10 protein-coding genes are annotated in these 17,240 nt (G+C 40.2%); all 10 read right to left on the minus strand.

What is annotated here, in order from left to right; all coding sequences use genetic code 11:
* Positions 1-81: 81 nt before the first annotated feature.
* Positions 82-2,529 (minus strand): AMP-binding protein, encoded by a 2,448-nt coding sequence (locus tag J7338_RS01320; RefSeq protein WP_210794900.1) that lies wholly within the window; start codon positions 2,527-2,529, stop codon positions 82-84.
* Entirely contained in the window at positions 2,526-4,757 is a 2,232-nt protein-coding gene (gene pabB / locus J7338_RS01325; RefSeq protein ID WP_210794902.1) for an aminodeoxychorismate synthase component I, read from the minus strand. The genes J7338_RS01320 and pabB overlap by 4 nt, the downstream gene beginning before the upstream one ends.
* Positions 4,758-4,829: 72 nt before the next feature.
* Complete coding sequence (locus tag J7338_RS01330; protein WP_210794904.1) at positions 4,830-7,487, minus strand: aminotransferase class III-fold pyridoxal phosphate-dependent enzyme; 2,658 nt, start codon at positions 7,485-7,487, stop codon at positions 4,830-4,832.
* 117 nt (positions 7,488-7,604) lie between these two features.
* Positions 7,605-8,750, minus strand: a complete 1,146-nt coding sequence (locus J7338_RS01335; RefSeq protein ID WP_210794907.1) for an acyl-CoA dehydrogenase family protein — start codon at positions 8,748-8,750, stop codon at positions 7,605-7,607.
* Between the two features lie 150 nt (positions 8,751-8,900).
* Positions 8,901-9,230, minus strand: coding sequence for a DMT family transporter (locus J7338_RS01340; RefSeq protein ID WP_210794908.1), 330 nt, complete (start codon positions 9,228-9,230; stop codon positions 8,901-8,903).
* Between the two features lie 119 nt (positions 9,231-9,349).
* On the minus strand, positions 9,350-10,723 hold the full coding sequence (locus J7338_RS01345; RefSeq protein ID WP_210794910.1) for a condensation domain-containing protein: 1,374 nt from the start codon (positions 10,721-10,723) through the stop codon (positions 9,350-9,352).
* Between the two features lie 39 nt (positions 10,724-10,762).
* Positions 10,763-12,439 (minus strand): class I adenylate-forming enzyme family protein, encoded by a 1,677-nt coding sequence (locus J7338_RS01350; protein WP_210794912.1) that lies wholly within the window; start codon positions 12,437-12,439, stop codon positions 10,763-10,765.
* 212 nt (positions 12,440-12,651) lie between these two features.
* Complete coding sequence (gene pabC, locus J7338_RS01355; RefSeq protein WP_210794914.1) at positions 12,652-13,467, minus strand: aminodeoxychorismate lyase; 816 nt, start codon at positions 13,465-13,467, stop codon at positions 12,652-12,654.
* Between the two features lie 609 nt (positions 13,468-14,076).
* The gene (locus J7338_RS01360; RefSeq protein ID WP_210794916.1) at positions 14,077-14,880 is read right to left on the minus strand and encodes an outer membrane lipoprotein-sorting protein; all 804 of its coding nucleotides are present in this window, start codon (positions 14,878-14,880) and stop codon (positions 14,077-14,079) included.
* An 11-nt stretch (positions 14,881-14,891) separates the two neighbouring features.
* Positions 14,892-17,225, minus strand: coding sequence for an efflux RND transporter permease subunit (locus J7338_RS01365; RefSeq protein WP_210794918.1), 2,334 nt, complete (start codon positions 17,223-17,225; stop codon positions 14,892-14,894).
* Positions 17,226-17,240 lie beyond the last annotated feature (15 nt).

Consider the following 17,240-nt stretch of genomic DNA (forward strand, 5'->3'; position numbering starts at 1 on the left):
TTCAAGTAAGTAAACACTTACTTAAAACTTTTTTACGACTGCCTTTTGGTATGTAAGAGCCGCCGCAGTGACCGGTTTAAACTACAATACCGATTCGCTTACAACGCCTCTGAGCCGATAACGCTGTAGCTTCCCCGTAACCGTTTTAGGTAAACTATTTGCGTATTGAAATAAATGAGGATATTTCCATCTTTCAAGATTTTGTTTCGCATATTCCTTTAACTCTTTCGTCAGTTGTTCATGGTCCTGTCGCTTTGTCACAACAAACGCTTTTGGCCTAGTCGTGGTCTTATGATCACCCACTACTACAACCGCTATCTCAATAACATCAGGATGGCCTAAAAGTACATCTTCAATATCTTGTGGCGAGACCCATTGACCTGACACTTTAATTACGTCATCTGCCCGACCTATGTAACGGAAATAAGCATCCTTATCACATTTGAACATGTCGTTTGTACAATACCAGCCATCTTTGAACCGAGCCTCCGTTTCAGCATCATTGTTTTCATACCGACTCGGTAAAGTGGGTCCTTTCAACCATAAAGTTCCAATCTCACCATGTGAGCAAATAATTCCCCGTTCGTTTAAAATCTTTGCATCAAAGCCTGGGACAATTTTTCCTGTGTCCCCAAGCGTTCTATTGGAACCGGGAATGTTGGTGAGATACGTACTAAATGCTTCAGTAGAGCCCAAACTATCTAGGATCACAGCATTGAATTTTGCCTGCCACTTTCGATTTAATTCTGTAGGCATTCGATCACCTGCAGAGACAAAGCAACGCACTGTAATAAAATCATTGGCACTGATGTTTTCATGTGTCAGTAAGAATTGATATACGGTTGGCACCGCATAAAAAATTGTTGGCTTATAAAGCTTTATAGATTCAACTATCTCATCAATGGACAACATAGGTGGTGACAAAATCGCCGTTGCGCTATTGTATAAAGCGTTAAAACAGTTATGCAAACCAAACGCAAAACTCATTCTAGAGACCGATAATGCGCGGTCACTACTATTGATATTAAGTACTTGCGCGGCATAGCGCTCAGCTGCAACAACAAAGTCTTGATGACGATGTAAGATGAGTTTTGGACAGCCAGTAGTACCAGACGAAAACATGCCAATAGCATAATCAAATGGACGCGTTCGGGCTGGAGCCCAATGTGTTACTCCTTTATCATCAGCACCATCGCAAATTGGTGCGACTTCTCTAATATTTGCGAATAGAGAAATCAAATTTGTTGGCAAGTACTCACTCTCACCGGTTAATTCAAAAAAATCATCATCACCAAATACGATATCAACCTGTGCAGACCTAACCGCTTGGGCAATTGTTTCTGCTTTTAATAATGGGTTAATAATAATGGCTGTACACCCCGAGTACATCAAAGACAACACAGCAATAGTGAAGTAGGGACTGTCATTAGAAATGACTCCAACGCGTGTACCTGGCTTAATATCAAGATTGACGACGTTTGAAACAGCATTTTTTATTGAGTGTTCAAAGTCGCCATATTTCATATCACCAAGCGCATGATGAATCGCTACTTTATCTTGTCTAATTGTACGAGCTATTTCTAAGAGCTTATCAGCAAAGTTAAGTGATTCTGTATGCTTCTTTTCATGAGCAAACAAAATAGCATCAACGGTAATATCTTCTTTCCACGTCTTCGCCCCACTAGCTTGCATACAAAGCGAACTTAAAAATGAGTGCGTATTATCCTCATCTTTATGTGTGTCTTTACGTGTTGATAACGTAAGCTCTTCTCGCTCAAAAAATTCAATAAGATCCACATCTTGTTCGAGCGCGTCATTTACGAACTCTAGGTCTAGCGCCAGCACATTTGCTATCTTAGACACCAGCTTTTGCGCAGATACGTTCACGGTATCTTTGGCTATTTTGACACACACCTCATTGCCCAAAATTTCATCCTGATAACATTCAAAAGGCAAAAACTCCAATTCAATATCTTTAGGAATATACACCTTTACAGTGCGCCCTTTTACCTCTTCCGAATATTCTAATAAGCTGAAAATAAAACGGTTTAGAGGTGTATCAAGCTCGTCTTGATAGTGGCCAATTGGACCTGAAATATTTGCAATATCAATTTGCTGTACACGTTGCTGATCTACATCACTTGGCAAGTACTTCAATATTTTTGCGTAACTCGGTGTACTAGCGCTGCCTTTAACTTGTGTTTCAACTTCCCAACGAACTTTTTCATGATGATAAATACCCAGCGAGGTCAGTTGCAGCTCTATTTCGTCTAACGCGTCATTTATTCCAGCATTACAGTCGTGGTTATACACTGTCAGCTTGTCTAGCTCGGTTGTACTGAGCAAAACATTATTCTTGGTGGCTATTTCGTTTAAACATTTAAAAACGACATTTTTACAAGCCACTTCATTCGAACTCTGTCGAATGATGATAGATATACGCTCACTTAATTGGTCCGTTACTAAGGTTAAAATTAAACGCGCCGTCGCATAATTTAATTCACCAAACACTATATGATGTTTATTCATGCTTCTAACCCTTCTTCCTCAGCACAAAGTCGCTCTTTATCACTTTGTGTATTTATCCCTCCCAATGACCCATCCGCGATATCATTAGACGTAATGCCTATTACTTGATAGCGATTTTCGTCCCCAGTTGCATACTTAGTGATCGCCCTCATCAAGGCGCGCCCCTTAATCAAAATTTCTTCAAACTCTTCTTCAGGGTCCGATAACCAAGTGATCGCCCCACCAACCCCAATCTCTATAGAGTTACCACTTGCGACTAAGGTACGAATCGCAACATTTAATTCTGAGGCACCATTGAGAGACATATAACCAATTGAACCTGAATAAATACCTCGAGCTGACGACTCAAGGTGATCGATGATCTCAAGTGTTCTAGTTTTAGGCGCTCCGGTCATTGATCCTGGGGGAAAGACTGCGCCAAACAAGCTGGCAAGTGTTTCTTGATCTTTTAACCTGCCACGAACTGTTGATACTAACTGATGAACGGAAGCGTAACTTTCTATTTGCATCGCTTTAGGAACCCAAACAGAACCGGCTTCACACACACGGTTTAAGTCATTGCGCAACAAGTCGACGATCATGAGATTTTCTGCATGATCCTTTTCGCTTTCTGCCAAATCCTGTATTAACGCTGCGTCCTCTCGCTCGGTCGCACCACGTTTGCGGGTGCCTTTTATAGGTTTGGCTTCAACCACTGCATTTCTGCCAACACTCACAAACTTTTCAGGCGATGAACAAAGAACAGAAAACTCAGGACAATGTAAATAGGCCGATCTGGGCGCTGGATTTACTTGCCTTAACACATTGTAAAGCGCAAAAGGCTCTACATTTAGCGTTGAACGTATTCGGTTAGTTAAGCAGATCTCATAACTTTCACCTTGTAAGATGTATTCCTTACAATGCGCTATTTTTTCAATATATTCCTTTTCACCGTCTTCCAAAGTAAACACAACATTTTGCTGTGATTTATTATACTTATCCAACAAAGCATGAGAGCTGGCAACGGTATTAACACCTTCTTTTTCAATCTTTTTGATGGTGTTACACGTTGTTTTCAACCAAGTAAGTGCATCGCTCTCTGCTTTATCTACCACACTATCTTTTTCAATAGCGACAACATAAACAAGTCCCGTTTTGTGATCAAAAGCAATAAAGCGATCCACAAATACTCCAGAAGCATCGGGGTGTTTTGAGCTATATTTACTATCTACAGACTCCGTTTCAGACTTCAACTCATAACCTTGAAAACCCACCAAGCCACCACAAAAATCAAATGGTAAATCTTCCGCGCCAATCACAGTGGCCGCTAAAGACTCGGCCACAAAGTCTTGGTAGCACTTTGTTAATTCGGTTTTTTCCCCATGGGTATCTAAAGTGATTTTTTTTGTTTCAACATCATAAGCAAACCAGAATGACTCCGCACCACTGGCATCCCCCATAAATGAAAAACGTGCTTCAGCGTTATTAATCGAACTGGAATCTAACCAAAAGCTGTACTTCGACTTTGTATAAAATGTTCTAAACACATCAACCGCTTTCACATCAACATCAAGTGTTTCAAAATAGCAATGCCAATCTGTTTTCTGCACTTGGCCTATTCCCTCATTTGCTAACACTGATTTCTCAGCAAGCAAAGCGGGTTTTTTGCACTCAATATAATAACGATCAACCAACATTTTAAAGTTTTCAATTATCTGCCTGCCGCAGTTGGTATAGACAGATTCAGGGTGAAATTGCACCCCCCACATAGGTCGGGTGCGGTGCTCAACACCCATAATCATGCCATCTTTTGTAAAGGCCGTTGCTATCAGCTCCTCAGGCAATGGTTGATGTGCGATCAAAGAGTGATAGCGCACGATCTCCAGAGGGTTTGGTAAATTTGAAAAAATACCACTACCACCATGTACAATATCACTTGTTCTACCATGGTAGGGAACCCCTGAAATCTCAACACTTCCGCCCATATAAGCGACAATTGACTGGTGCCCTAAACAGATGCCTAGTAACGGCTTATCAGTTGTTTTTATTATTCTTTCACAGATCCCTGTATCACTTTCTCGATACGGTGTACCAGGACCTGGTGAGATGACTATTGCATCAAACTCTTCAACATCAACAGTTTCATCTCGATTTTTTACCACTGTCGGTAAAACACCAAAGACTTCACTAATGTACTGATAGAGATTAAATGTAAAACTATCGTAGTTGTCTACAATCAAAATTTTCACAGTCTTTCCTTAAACCTAAAACACAACCTGAAAAAGGAAGGTTATTTATTAAAATAAGAAATAAGGCGCTTTTTAGACAAGCGCTGCCGCTTTATCCTCACTAACCGCTGACTCAATGCCGTCAGTGTAATCATTACCAGAAGGCGTGGAGGAGTAACCTAACGGCTTAAAACCCTGATTTCTTGCAATATCTAACACAAAACGCGCTTGTGAATAAGCTATTGATTTTCCAAAACTAAATTCCCCTTCACAGCCCTCCATTGCCAGTGCAATCGTTTCAGATAAACAAGCAAGGTTAATTCCCGGTGGTAAGCCAACCATATTGACGTCGCCATAACGTAAGGCTTGAGGCTGAATAACTAACCCTCCCTCAAGCACCTCGGCTTTTTGTTCCGGTGTCACAATGAAGTCAAATGGACGCGCGGTATCAACTGCAATCGCACCTTCTTTTAAGAACTCAGTGCTTAAGAAAGCTTTACCTTCACTTGTTGCTGATACGACAAAATCTGATTGTTCCAATGTAGATTGATAACAATCGCTTGTACCCAATCCCATAGATACAATTAAATCGTCGGCTAACAACAATTCACAAACCTGTGTTACTACTTGCTCTGGTACTTCATTTAGCGCGCCTATGTAGCTAGAGAGCTCCGGCATACATGAGTCGATATAGCCCTGAATATTATCGATGACAGAACCTGGCTGCGCACTTTGCTCTGCACTAAACGCTAATTGACATAGGATTGGCACCAACTCGACGAGTAGACGCTTTTCAGTTCCAGGGCGTCCCATTAGAATAATATTATCGCACCAATGTGATAACTCACTTACCATGAGTTTACCTACTGCACCACGCGCACCAATTACACTGATCACTGAACCAATTAAATGATAATTTGCAGCTTCAATGACCGTTTCCGTGGTTGCCAATGCCGTTAAGCTATTGCCCGTGGTGAAAGATAAACCTTCAATATCGTTCAGGTTTTGCTCACCGCCACGTGTTATTACCGATGTATATGCGCCCAAGCCGAAGAACTCCACGTCCTCACGTTTTGCCACAGCGACGAACTCCTTCATTAAGTTTACTTTTTCTGCAGTCGATAAGTTCATCATGTCTCGCGCTTGGATCGGACTCATTATCATCAAGCCATCAGCATAGGTATGCTCATTACTTACGGTAAACTCAAGCGCAACCTCTGGCGCATAATCCACAGCCCCTACTTCCATGATTAATTCAGCTAGTTCGCGGATTTCTTTTTCACTATAGTGAACGTGCATACTCTTAGGCATCATGCGGATACAGTCTTCAACCACCGTAAAGTGCATAAAGAAGGCAAACTTTTTGCCGCGTTTTTTACCTGTCCCTGTATAGTGGGTTGGTACTGTTTGGCCAGCTCTCGCTGCAGGATAATATTGCTCAACACTTGGTAAGTCAGATAGTGGCTTTTCAATTAAGCCCGCAAATAAGATATCGTAGCGACTGTTTTGCACAACATCGCATACGTTTTGCACCGCTAAAAAGAAGTCTTTAATGTCCTGTTCACTAATATTAAGTGGTGGCTCAAAGCGAATTGAGCACTTGTCAGATAGCAATGGCATCACCATCATGTTGTGCTCATTCAATAAATAACTACAGAATAACCACGCCAGTGAACCACTGTTCTGCATATAAGTGACAAAATAGTTTGTCTCGGCTTGGTTATCCTTAAATTGCAGCGCTCTCATTAAACCGGCACCACGACAGCTAAAAATACCTGGGTATTGCTTAGCTAATCGCTCACACTCTTCATCCACTAAACTCGATATTTCTCTTACGTGGGTAAGTGCAGCCCCATCATCTTTTTGTAGTTCTTTGATCACCGCACGACCAACTGCAGTTGCTAATCCATTGTTAGCGAATGTGGAACTGTGCTTTCGATCAAATTCTGGAGTTGCAACCCAGTTAGAGTAAATAGCAGCACCTGTTGGGATCAAACCGCCACTGAGCGATTTTGCTAATAATAAAATATCTGGTGTAATGCCTAGTTCCATCGCAGCACACATATAGCCGGTACGCCCTAAACCCGTTTGTATTTCATCAAAAATAAGTACTGTACGAGTCTTGGAGCAAAGCTTTCTTGCACGTTCAAGCCATAAAGGGTCTGCAACATTCATCCCCCCTTCGCCTTGAATTGGTTCGACGATGAACGCTGCATACTCTTGAGTTTCAAGTTCTTTTTCTAACGCATCAAAATCATTCAGTGCTAATTTAAAAAATGAATCATCTGAATTACGTAAATGGTCAATATTATGGCGACGAGAATTTGTTGCTAGCAAAGCGGAGTATGTTTTACCGTGAAATGAACGCTCTACTGATAAAATCTTCTTTCTACCAGTTTTAATTCGCGCTAATTTAAAACCAACTTCTACCGTTTCAGCACCACTGTTAGCAAACGTGACATGCTTAGCCCATCCACCCAGCGCATCAACAAGCTCTTGAGCAAACAGCTCGGTTTCTTCTTGAAAAATTGGTTGGGTAAAGACGGGCGATTTATTCTGCAGGTGTTCTGCTACAGCTTTAACACAAAACTCTGGATTATGGCCAAAAGGCAATGCACCGTATTGTGATAAATAGTCACGGACCACTCGCCCATCTTTGGTATAGATTTTATTATATTCACACGTGGCAATTGATATATCCAGTTCAAGTTTGCCCGTTAGAAATTTTCGATAACTGTTAATTAATGACACTATTTTTCCTCCATGCCTATAATGTAAAATGACGGTTTGATACATACACAGACCCTTTAAGTAGTGCCTGCTTGCCTTCGACTAGTAACGCTCGTTACTGAATATCTATCCAGTCAACTATAAGTGACTATGGCATAAAACATGGCGAATAAAGTCAATACGTTCACCACGAGATAATGGGTGGAAATTCAGACAATTAGCTACTTGCAAAAGATATCTAACATCTTCATTACTCAAATATTTCATGCCTCCCAAGCTCATAACTGCAAGGTTATTTGCACGCTCAATGCACTGAGACACCATAGTGCGCACTACTATTGCTGTGGCAACTAACTCTTCACTGGGTACTTGGGAGTCAATTTGTGCTGCGATACCTTCTAGTGCAAGGGCTGCGGTTTCAAGCTCAATGGCTATTTGGCTCATATCTGTTGAATTTGTATGTTTTGCTTCAAAGCAAAGTGCAGCTAAGCGAGATGCAACACCAAGGTAAGAGGCTGCAACCATAACTTGGAAACTACTTAAACCAACCAACTCGGTAATTTCTATCGCTTGCTTTGTTTTGTCTGGCTCAGCACCCATTCCCATTAATGCAACGTTGTCTTTGCTAACTTCTAAGCCTCGAAATGCAAGTTCATTACTACTTGTCGCCGTTAAGATTGAAGAAGGCCAAAAAGGTACTTTTTCAATCTTCGCTGCATTCATGTTATCAACGATGAGTAAGCCCCGAGACTCTTGACCTGAGCCATTTGGGTTTGCAATACCAACCAATGCCAGATCAGCAAAATCAGTCATAGTGCAAGGTTTTTTGCTACCCGTAATCACAAACTTGTCGCCACTTGAATTTAATTGGGCGCTTACCGATGAACTCAAAATATTGGCACCAGGGCACGCCTCTGCAAACCCAGAGCAAAATACCAGTCTGTCGTTAGCAACATTGGTAAGCGTCATTTCTGTAATAGCCAGTGATGAATCCATCGCTCTATTTAATGCGTAGGTTGTATGGTTGTGCATCGTCATCATAATAGCGAGCGACGGACTTAAGCTGCCAACATAACGATGTATTCGTACCGCAGACACCAAATCCGCTCCCAAACCACCTAAGTTTTTACCCACCATCAAGCCTGGGTTCGCTTGGTTTTTTAAGATTTGAAATAATTCACGACCATCACTCGCTTCACGCTCTGCCATCGGTTTTTGTTTTAATACTGCGGCGAGTTCTGGAACTAATTGTTCAGTTGTTACTTTTTCCCTATTTAAAAACATAATTTCTCCTTACAAATAAATGTTTATAGACCCTTGAGGCACTCGTCATGGCACAAGTAACCCTCGAGATTTGCGTCCGATAAAGTAAATTTTTTATGACATACCGAATCTAATTGTTCGGTATGCGCCTTTGTAGGTTTGTAGTTGGCTCTAGTGAGAAGCTGTTTTAGAGAAGAAGTGAATAACCATCACTCCAGTGATGATCATCAACAAACCCAGTATAGCTGGAAGGTCAGGGATCTCTTTAAAGAACACTGCGCCAATAAGAGTGATCAATACGATACCAAGACCAGCCCATATACCATAAGCAATACCTACCTGAATCGAAGAAAGGGCAATAGATAAAAAGTAAAAAGCAGCACCATAGCCTAAAACAACGACAATAGATGGACCTATCTTGGTAAATTCTTCAGACATTTTAAGTGCTGAAGTTCCAATCACTTCAGACAAAATTGCTAGACCTAGAAATAAGTACGGCATAAGTTTTTTTTCCTATATTAAGTTTTAAATGAGTAAATCAATCCTTGTGTGCTCGGCTCGCGTTAACGCCCCACGCACACCCACTAATTATTATGAGAAAACAAGTCACCCAATTAGGGTTACACTTCCTCTTCTAACAACGCTTCTTTTGACAAACTCGTTGACGTTTTTGGTTGTTCAACAACGCTGCAAATTTCATTGAGTATTTCAGTAAATGGTTCTACGACAACCTCCTTCATAGGTTCTGTGAAACACCTTGAATCGTATACAAGAGTCAGCTTTAATCGGCCTCTAAAAGTACAGAAAAAGAAGCCAAGCCTCAGTGGACCACCAACGTTGGGGAAGCTAAAAAAATCTGTTACTTCTGAGTTACCAAACTCATAGGAGTCAAAGTTGAAAACACCTAAATTAGAGATCAACATATTGCCTCTGAGCTTATCGTCTAACACCGAACGAACATATTTGGCACGCAAAAATGGGGGCAAAATTAAAAACGCACCCACCCAAAGCTTCTGTTGATACCAGTCTTCAAAGATTTTTCCGTCTTTAAGGCCCGTAATATAATCAGTAATATCTTTGATGATCTCGATTTCAGGTTTATTCGTATTAAAGTCTTTGAAATGATTGATACTAAATGCGTCATATGACATCGACACATCTTCATCAGAAAACTGACGCATCGTTAGTACATCTAACAACTGAAACCCCAAACGTTCGCAGTCATGATTAAATTTGTGTTGGTATTTGATCATAGCCAAAACAAATAGAACGTGTACGGAGGTATTGTAATGCTTTGCAGCTTTCTTTAACTTACCCAACATGTCATCTGGCAAAGCATCTGAGTATATTGACCGAGTAGCTTCCTCTTTCGGGTCTGGCAAGTTTAACCCTGTCACTTGAAACCCAGGTCTAGAGAGGAATGCTTTAATGCCTCGACAAAATATTTTTACCCTTTCTGTAAAGGGTAATTTATCAAGATAAACGCGACCTACATCACGCCGTTTTACACTATATTCGCTTCTATCTACAACATGAGAATACGTTAAACCAGTGTAGATTTTTGCAATATCTTTGAATAAGATAAAACCAGATTGTGCATCAGCTGATGCATGATGCGATACGCTTTGCAGATAGTATTTGTCATCACCGGTGTAAATGAGGTAAAACCGCACTAAACGCTCTTTAGTAAAGTCAGCTCTGCGGCACCAGGTGTGAGTTGCAATTTTATCTTTAATTTCAAGCTCTGAAAGAGCACTATAATCACAGCGTTCAACTGATATGGGTGTACCTTCCACGAGTGGCTCCCAGTCATAACCAAACAACCGTGGTTTTATACAACACTTTAAAATTGGCTGCTTATCTACAGCTATTGCAATCGCTTCTTGTAAACGTTCGAAATCTATTTCTCCAGTGATCTGGATGATTTCTGCTGAGTGGGAGTTCATTAACTTCCCCCAAAGCAAGTAATTTATATTTAGATGAGTTAGCTTCATGTTATTCCCTTACGCTAAATATGAGCTAGATCAGTGCTATCACACCACACGGATCTTTTTAATGTCTTCATTTTTATTTTGATCAAAGTGCTCACTAATACTACTTTTTAAGCTTCTTTTTAATACTTTTCCTGTTAATCCTCGCGGGAATTCATTTAAAGTAAATACAAAATGTTTGACCTCTTTAGCCAAATCAAACTGCTTTATTGTCGATACAATAGACTCGTAATCTTCTTCTTTAGCGTCTGATTGGATTACACACGCCACACTTGGATTATCATCACCATTTAGGTGAATACCTAATACGCAAGCATTTAAAACACCATCAGCTTTAATCACCTGCTCTTCCATGGCTAAGGTAGAAATTGGCCCGTTGCTAGTCTCAATAAGATTCACACCTCTATCCATATGATAAAAGCGACCTCGGCGATCTTTATAAACCACATCACCTGTCCACCACCAATCATTGTGGAATACACCTAACTCTTTCTCGCTATTGTTCCAATAACCTTTGAACATGGTTGGACCGCTTACCACTAGTCGCCCAGGCTGATTCACAGGCACCTCATTCCCATATTCATCAACGACGTTAACTTTTAAACTATTGTTCACTGGGCGACCAAGGTAACGACCAAAGCGATTACTGTATGAAGAAATGCTTCTCATCAATGCTGGTACACCTGTTTCTGATGAGCCGAGTAAGTCAATAAACAAAGATTTCATCACTACTTTGCCGAATACTCTTAACAACGCACCTTTTTGTACAAATTCACGTTGGTGAACTTCATAACTTACATCCGCAACAGATACCCACATTTTTATCGTATCAAGGTGGTAATTATCTAATCCTTCGTTGTACATCTTTGCGTAATTACCTGCAAAAGCGATAAAATTGTTAGTCTTGTACTTATCAATATTCTCTAAAACAAACTTTGCAGAGAAATCTTTAACTAGCCATCGAGTGGTATCACATGAAACTAGGGTAACTAAAAAAGCACAGTGTGAAATCCAATGATTACATGGCATAACGAGCATTACTTGCTCATCTTTTGATGTAAAAATAGCTTTAGAATTTGACAGTAAAACAGCCACTAATGTTGAGTCTGTGTGCGTGACGGGTTTAGGAATACCAGTAGTACCCGATGTATGGGGGATGAGTATCACGTCGTCTGGACTAAGCTTAATACACTCAAATTCATCAGGCTGTTCTTGTGCAGCATCCTCAACATAACACCCACGTTCATCAAGGTTTTTATCGTCTAAACTGATGTAATGCTCTACCTGCTGAGCAGGGTAATTCTCACCCCATATTGCTGATTCAGTGACAAGTATGTTGACACCGGTTTGAGTCAGGTATTCGTCTAATTCAACCTTATCAAAGCCACCATTCATGGGCACAGCAATACCGCCAGCTCGAACTATTGCCAAAAACCATATGTGGTATTCCATGCTGTTATCTAACAAGATCCCCACTCTGTCATGGCGATTTATGCGGTATTTATTTTTTAGAATATTGCTGTAGGTATTCGCTCTTTTTCTCAAGCATTGCGCTGATAGCCCTCGACTAGTATCAGCTGAGCTTTCAGACATCTGAAAGAATATACTCTTGTCGCCGTGTAGTTCACTCGCTACATCAATTAGATTTGAGACACTAAGTCTATCCCCTTTTTGTGCAAGCATCCTTTTTATCGATGATAAATTGCCATGATAAGACATTTTCGCTCCAAAATATCAACAATGATAGTTTATGGTTAAACATAAATAGAGAATGCATTAGGGAGGGAATTAGTTAGAAAAGCTGGTTTTGCGCTTTCCATAAACGTATAAATACCTATCCTTTTGTATTCATCTTGTAAAATAAATATGATCTAGCTGACCTTTTACTTCGTATTTAATTTATAGTTGTAATACGGTCAATTTTAACTTTGTCAGTTGCAATCATGAAGATTCCTGCTAACAATTTCTTTTATCAATGGACTAACGGTAAATACTTTATCGCCTATTTGTGACAAAGGCATTACTCCCATTAACGAGTTACTGATGGCAACAGAATCAGCACAAAGCAGCTCATTTTTAGTGATATTTTTAACACAAACAGGGGCTTTCGCTGCCTCTTGTATTTCTATCACCTTCCGCCTCGCCACGCCACTGACCCCCGATTTATCAAGCTTTGGTGTATAAAGCACACCGTCTTTCTCAATAAATATGTTAGACATAGTGCCTTCGATGACTAGTTCGTCATTATCCAACAAAATCCCTTCTCGAATTTGTGGATCTTGCCACTCAGCCCTAGCGATTACTTGCTCTAATCGATTGAGATGTTTTAGACCCGCCAAGTTCGTATTGTGAGATAGCCGAGTTCTACAAAAAATTGCTTTCACACCATTTAGGTAGTCACGTTCACTCGTAACATATTCGGGGCCCGACATCACGATGACTGTTGGCTGCTCATTGCCTGTATATGTGTAGCCCCTATTACCAATACCACGGGTAACAATAATTTTTAGTACTACATTTGGACCTGTTTCTTTAATTACTTTATCTACATCATCTTGCAAATGCTTTAAATTGGGCACTGCGATTTTTAACGCATGACAACTATGCACAAGCCTATCTAAGTGCATGGTCCACAGCTTTGGCATTGCCCCTTTAACTTTAATCGTTTCGAAGATTCCATCACCATAGAATAGACCCCGATCTTTTACACTAATCTCGCTTTTTTGTTGTCCATTTACAATAATCACAATACCGCTCTACTTTATCTTTTACACTTAACCTTTACGGCAATAAAAGCAACAAAAAAACAACTTTGTTTACACTTGTAATTAAAATTGAACTTATTTGACCGTGACACCGCTATCCCTTGCTTCAAACCATGAGATAGCACGTCGGCTAAAACAACCAACAACAAGAAAAATTGCACTTAACATACAATAACTTATAGAGATTATTCTTTCTTTTATTTAATTTCACCCATTCTAACTAGTAAAATAAATATGTCAACACAATCAGCAACTAAAACTTAACAAAAATATTACTTTTAATATCTTTTACGCTACATCTGACCATTCAAGAGCATTTATTTTTGTCAATGCAACACATTTAAGTACCCGTTCACATCATGACAGTACGGTATCAGAACCATATAAACCCCCGCTTTATAGGCATTAGTATCATCAACCTGTTTAAGCTTTATACTCATATCCATAGGTGAAATAACTTCAACAAAGTAATTTATGCACGCTTTCCTCTAGGGCCAAATTAGAAGTTGCACAGAAACCATTATATTCTGCCGTTCCAATAAAAAAGGCGCCCAATGATCGGGCGCCTTTAATAGTAAAAAAGTTAACTATCTATCGTAAACGTTTCAAGGTATTTTGACTGAAGTCTCGCTCATCTAACCCTGTGCTAAAGCGGTAGTTTGCCATTAACAACACGGTACTTTTGCCATTTAAATGGTTTGTCATTTCCAACTTATCTGGACGCCAGAACTTCCCCTGATACCGCTTGTAATCTGTTACCTTTAATGTTTTCAATAAACTGTCTTTACGGTCGTAGTATTCAGTTTTAATTGGTTGATACATTTCTTTATCTAACCAAACAACTTGACGTGGATAGCCCGAGTATTTATCTACTGGATAATATTCTAAGACAAAGCACTCACGACCTTCAGCTGTTTCATCGCGTAAATACTTATATGTGTATTTCTCAACTTCAAACGAAGACATATCTTCGTATGAAAATTCACTGCCCATAAAAGGGCCTGACTTATTACGTGATGAAATACGCTTGATGCGTTTTAACGCCGGTAAGTAGAGCCACTGATCGTCAGGCTCAATTGGATTAGAAAAATTTAAGAAAGCAGTGCCTTTTACATCAAGCGGTTCATCAAAAATAATCAAGCTTTTATCACCTTCATCTTTCAACTCTAAACTTTTGCTACGAATCGCTCGACGGCTTTCTTGGTCATGCTTATTGCGCAAAATCATTTCCACTTCTGATTGAGAGTCACCCCAACCACTATCCAATTTTTTGGCTTTTTTCGCAATACGCAAGCCTTTTTCTTGGGCAGCTACATCATTACTTTGCGCGCTGTAAGCTTGACCACTGATGAGTAATACCACGACTAATAATTTAGATAACATAGATTTAAACATGTGTGTTCTCCTTAATTTTGCGTAACTATGCCGCTATTTTCTTCAACAGGTTGTGGATCTTTTCTTATTTTGTCTGCTGCAATCAATAATGATGGCAATAATAAGAAATCAACAAGCAAGGCAATCACAATGGTGATTGCGGTCATCACCCCCATGTCTGCGTTTACACGATATGTCGATAAAGCCATAATCAAGAAACCTGCAACTAAAACGACCGTAGTAAACCACAATGCAGGCCCTACACTCTGAAAGCTATAATGCACCGCTTCTTCCGGTGACATGTTTTTCTCTCGTCGCGCTGTTAAGTATTTACTCATAAAGTGCACCGTATCATCGACCACGATACCCAACGTCATACCAATAACAACCGATAAGCCAAGCCCAACCTCCGCTGATAACAGTGCCCAAATACCAAATGCAACCCCGGCTGGAAGAAGATTTGGCAGTAAACTAATGACACCATATTTTACCGACCCCATCACCATTCCTAAGATAGGTGAAATCAACAAAAGCGCCAGTACAGAACCTAAGAGCATGCTATTAATGTTCTTTTTACTAACATGTGCAAACATCAGTGAAATACTGGCAGCCTCTAACTTCAACTCAGGATAGTTTGTCGCAAACCATGCTGTCGTCAGTTCCTCTAATTCCAATAACTCATAGGTAGGCATATTTTCCAGCGTTGCCACAACTCGAGTACTTGACTTGTCTACATTAATTTGGTTATTAAGATCCAGACCAACCGGTAAAGACATTTCATATAATAATAAATATTGTGCTGCCAGCTCCTTACCCTCTGGTAATTTATACCAAGCAGGGTCATCCCCATGCATATTTTTGTTAAGCCGTTTAAAAATATCACTGAGCGTATTTACATGATCAACTTCAGGCAGGGTACGTAGCCATTCACTGAAGTGCTCTATTGCTGCGATTACTTTAGGGTCATTGATACCATTAGCAGTGCCTGTTTCAATAGAAAACTCGATTGTATCAACACCACTTAGCTCCTTGCCCATTAATTCAGTTGCCATTCTAAATGGAACCGACTCGTCAAAAAACTCCACGTATCTATCGTTTAACTCATTACGCGGGATCAAAAACAATATAATCAACATTGCAAACAATGTACTGGGTAACAAAATACGATAGTTCTTAACCACAAAATTACTGACACCAGCCATTAAACCTGAGTGCTCTTTGACATCTTGTTTAAATGGCTTGATTGGTAAAATAGCAAGCAGAGCTGGGAACAATGTCACTGAAAACAAAAAGGCCATCATCACCCCAAATGCCACCATATTACCTAGGTCTTGAAACGGGGGGACATCTGAGAAATTCATACTCAAAAAGCCAAGGGCTGTCGTAGCACTGGTAATAAAAATAGCCTTTAAGTTATGTTCTAAGCTGTTATAAATCGCCTGTCGCTTATCAAACCCTTTTCTCATTTCATGAAACATGTTCGTTAAAATGTGAACACAATCTGCCACCACCACAGTTAAAATCATAATTGGTGCAGCTGCTGAGGGCGGTGTTAAATAAATCCCCAACCACCCAGTCACACCCAAAGTAACCACAATCGCAACAATGGCGATTAATAAAGTAGAAATAGTTCCCGTGATAGTACGAAGTAAAAGACCAATCGCGACCATAACAACCAAAAACATAAGCGGCATTAAAGTGTTGTTGTCTGCAAGCGCCGCTTCAGCAAAAGCCACATCCATCATTACAAGACCAGTTAAATGGATTTCTGTATTGGGATACTTTTCAAGTAAATTATCGCGGATCTGGCGAACAAAAGTGCTCACATCCGTCAACTCTTGCTCAGCGTTAGTACCAGGCATTTGTACCGTGACATTCACTAGGCTGACATGGCCTTCAGTAGAGATCAGGCGTTTAGCAAGTAAAGGTTCATTGACAGCGATAGCGCGAATTTCTTCCATTCTTTGCGTGTCAAGTACCTCAGGGTCAAGTACCAAATCTTCAACAATGAGATCATCACCCGTTGCAAAAGTGTGCTGATAGTTGGTAATAGAATCAACACGGCTTGAATAAGGCGTTTGCCAAGCTTGCTCTGTTAGATCGTAAATTAAAGAAAGGTTCTCTTTGGTAAATACATCCCCGCTCTTTGGCACTATCAAAAACGCGACATTATCGCTTTGGGAATATACGGCTTCCATTCGGTCAAATGCTTGTAATTGAGGGTTACTTTCTTCAAAGAAGACCCGGCTATCACTTTTAAAAGTTAAATAGCCCGCTCCCCAACTTGTAGCAATGATAAACAACAAGCTTGCTAGCAGTGTTACAAAGGGTCGACGGACCCCACTCTTTAATATAAATTCACGCATTGCACTCCACTCCAT

It is taken from the genome of Pseudoalteromonas ostreae (assembly GCF_018069805.1).
GTDB lineage: Bacteria > Pseudomonadota > Gammaproteobacteria > Enterobacterales > Alteromonadaceae > Pseudoalteromonas > Pseudoalteromonas ostreae.

Bases quoted from the DNA above. Each gene is read 5' to 3' on its own strand.
- J7338_RS01340 (WP_210794908.1), bottom strand. From the start codon at position 9,230: ATGCCGTACTTATTTCTAGGTCTAGCAATTTTGTCTGAAGTGATTGGA.
- J7338_RS01360 (WP_210794916.1), bottom strand. From the start codon at position 14,880: ATGTTTAAATCTATGTTATCTAAATTATTAGTCGTGGTATTACTCATC.
- J7338_RS01345 (WP_210794910.1), bottom strand. From the start codon at position 10,723: ATGAAGCTAACTCATCTAAATATAAATTACTTGCTTTGGGGGAAGTTA.
- J7338_RS01365 (WP_210794918.1), bottom strand. From the start codon at position 17,225: ATGCGTGAATTTATATTAAAGAGTGGGGTCCGTCGACCCTTTGTAACA.
- J7338_RS01335 (WP_210794907.1), bottom strand. From the start codon at position 8,750: ATGTTTTTAAATAGGGAAAAAGTAACAACTGAACAATTAGTTCCAGAA.
- J7338_RS01320 (WP_210794900.1), bottom strand. From the start codon at position 2,529: ATGAATAAACATCATATAGTGTTTGGTGAATTAAATTATGCGACGGCG.
- J7338_RS01350 (WP_210794912.1), bottom strand. From the start codon at position 12,439: ATGTCTTATCATGGCAATTTATCATCGATAAAAAGGATGCTTGCACAA.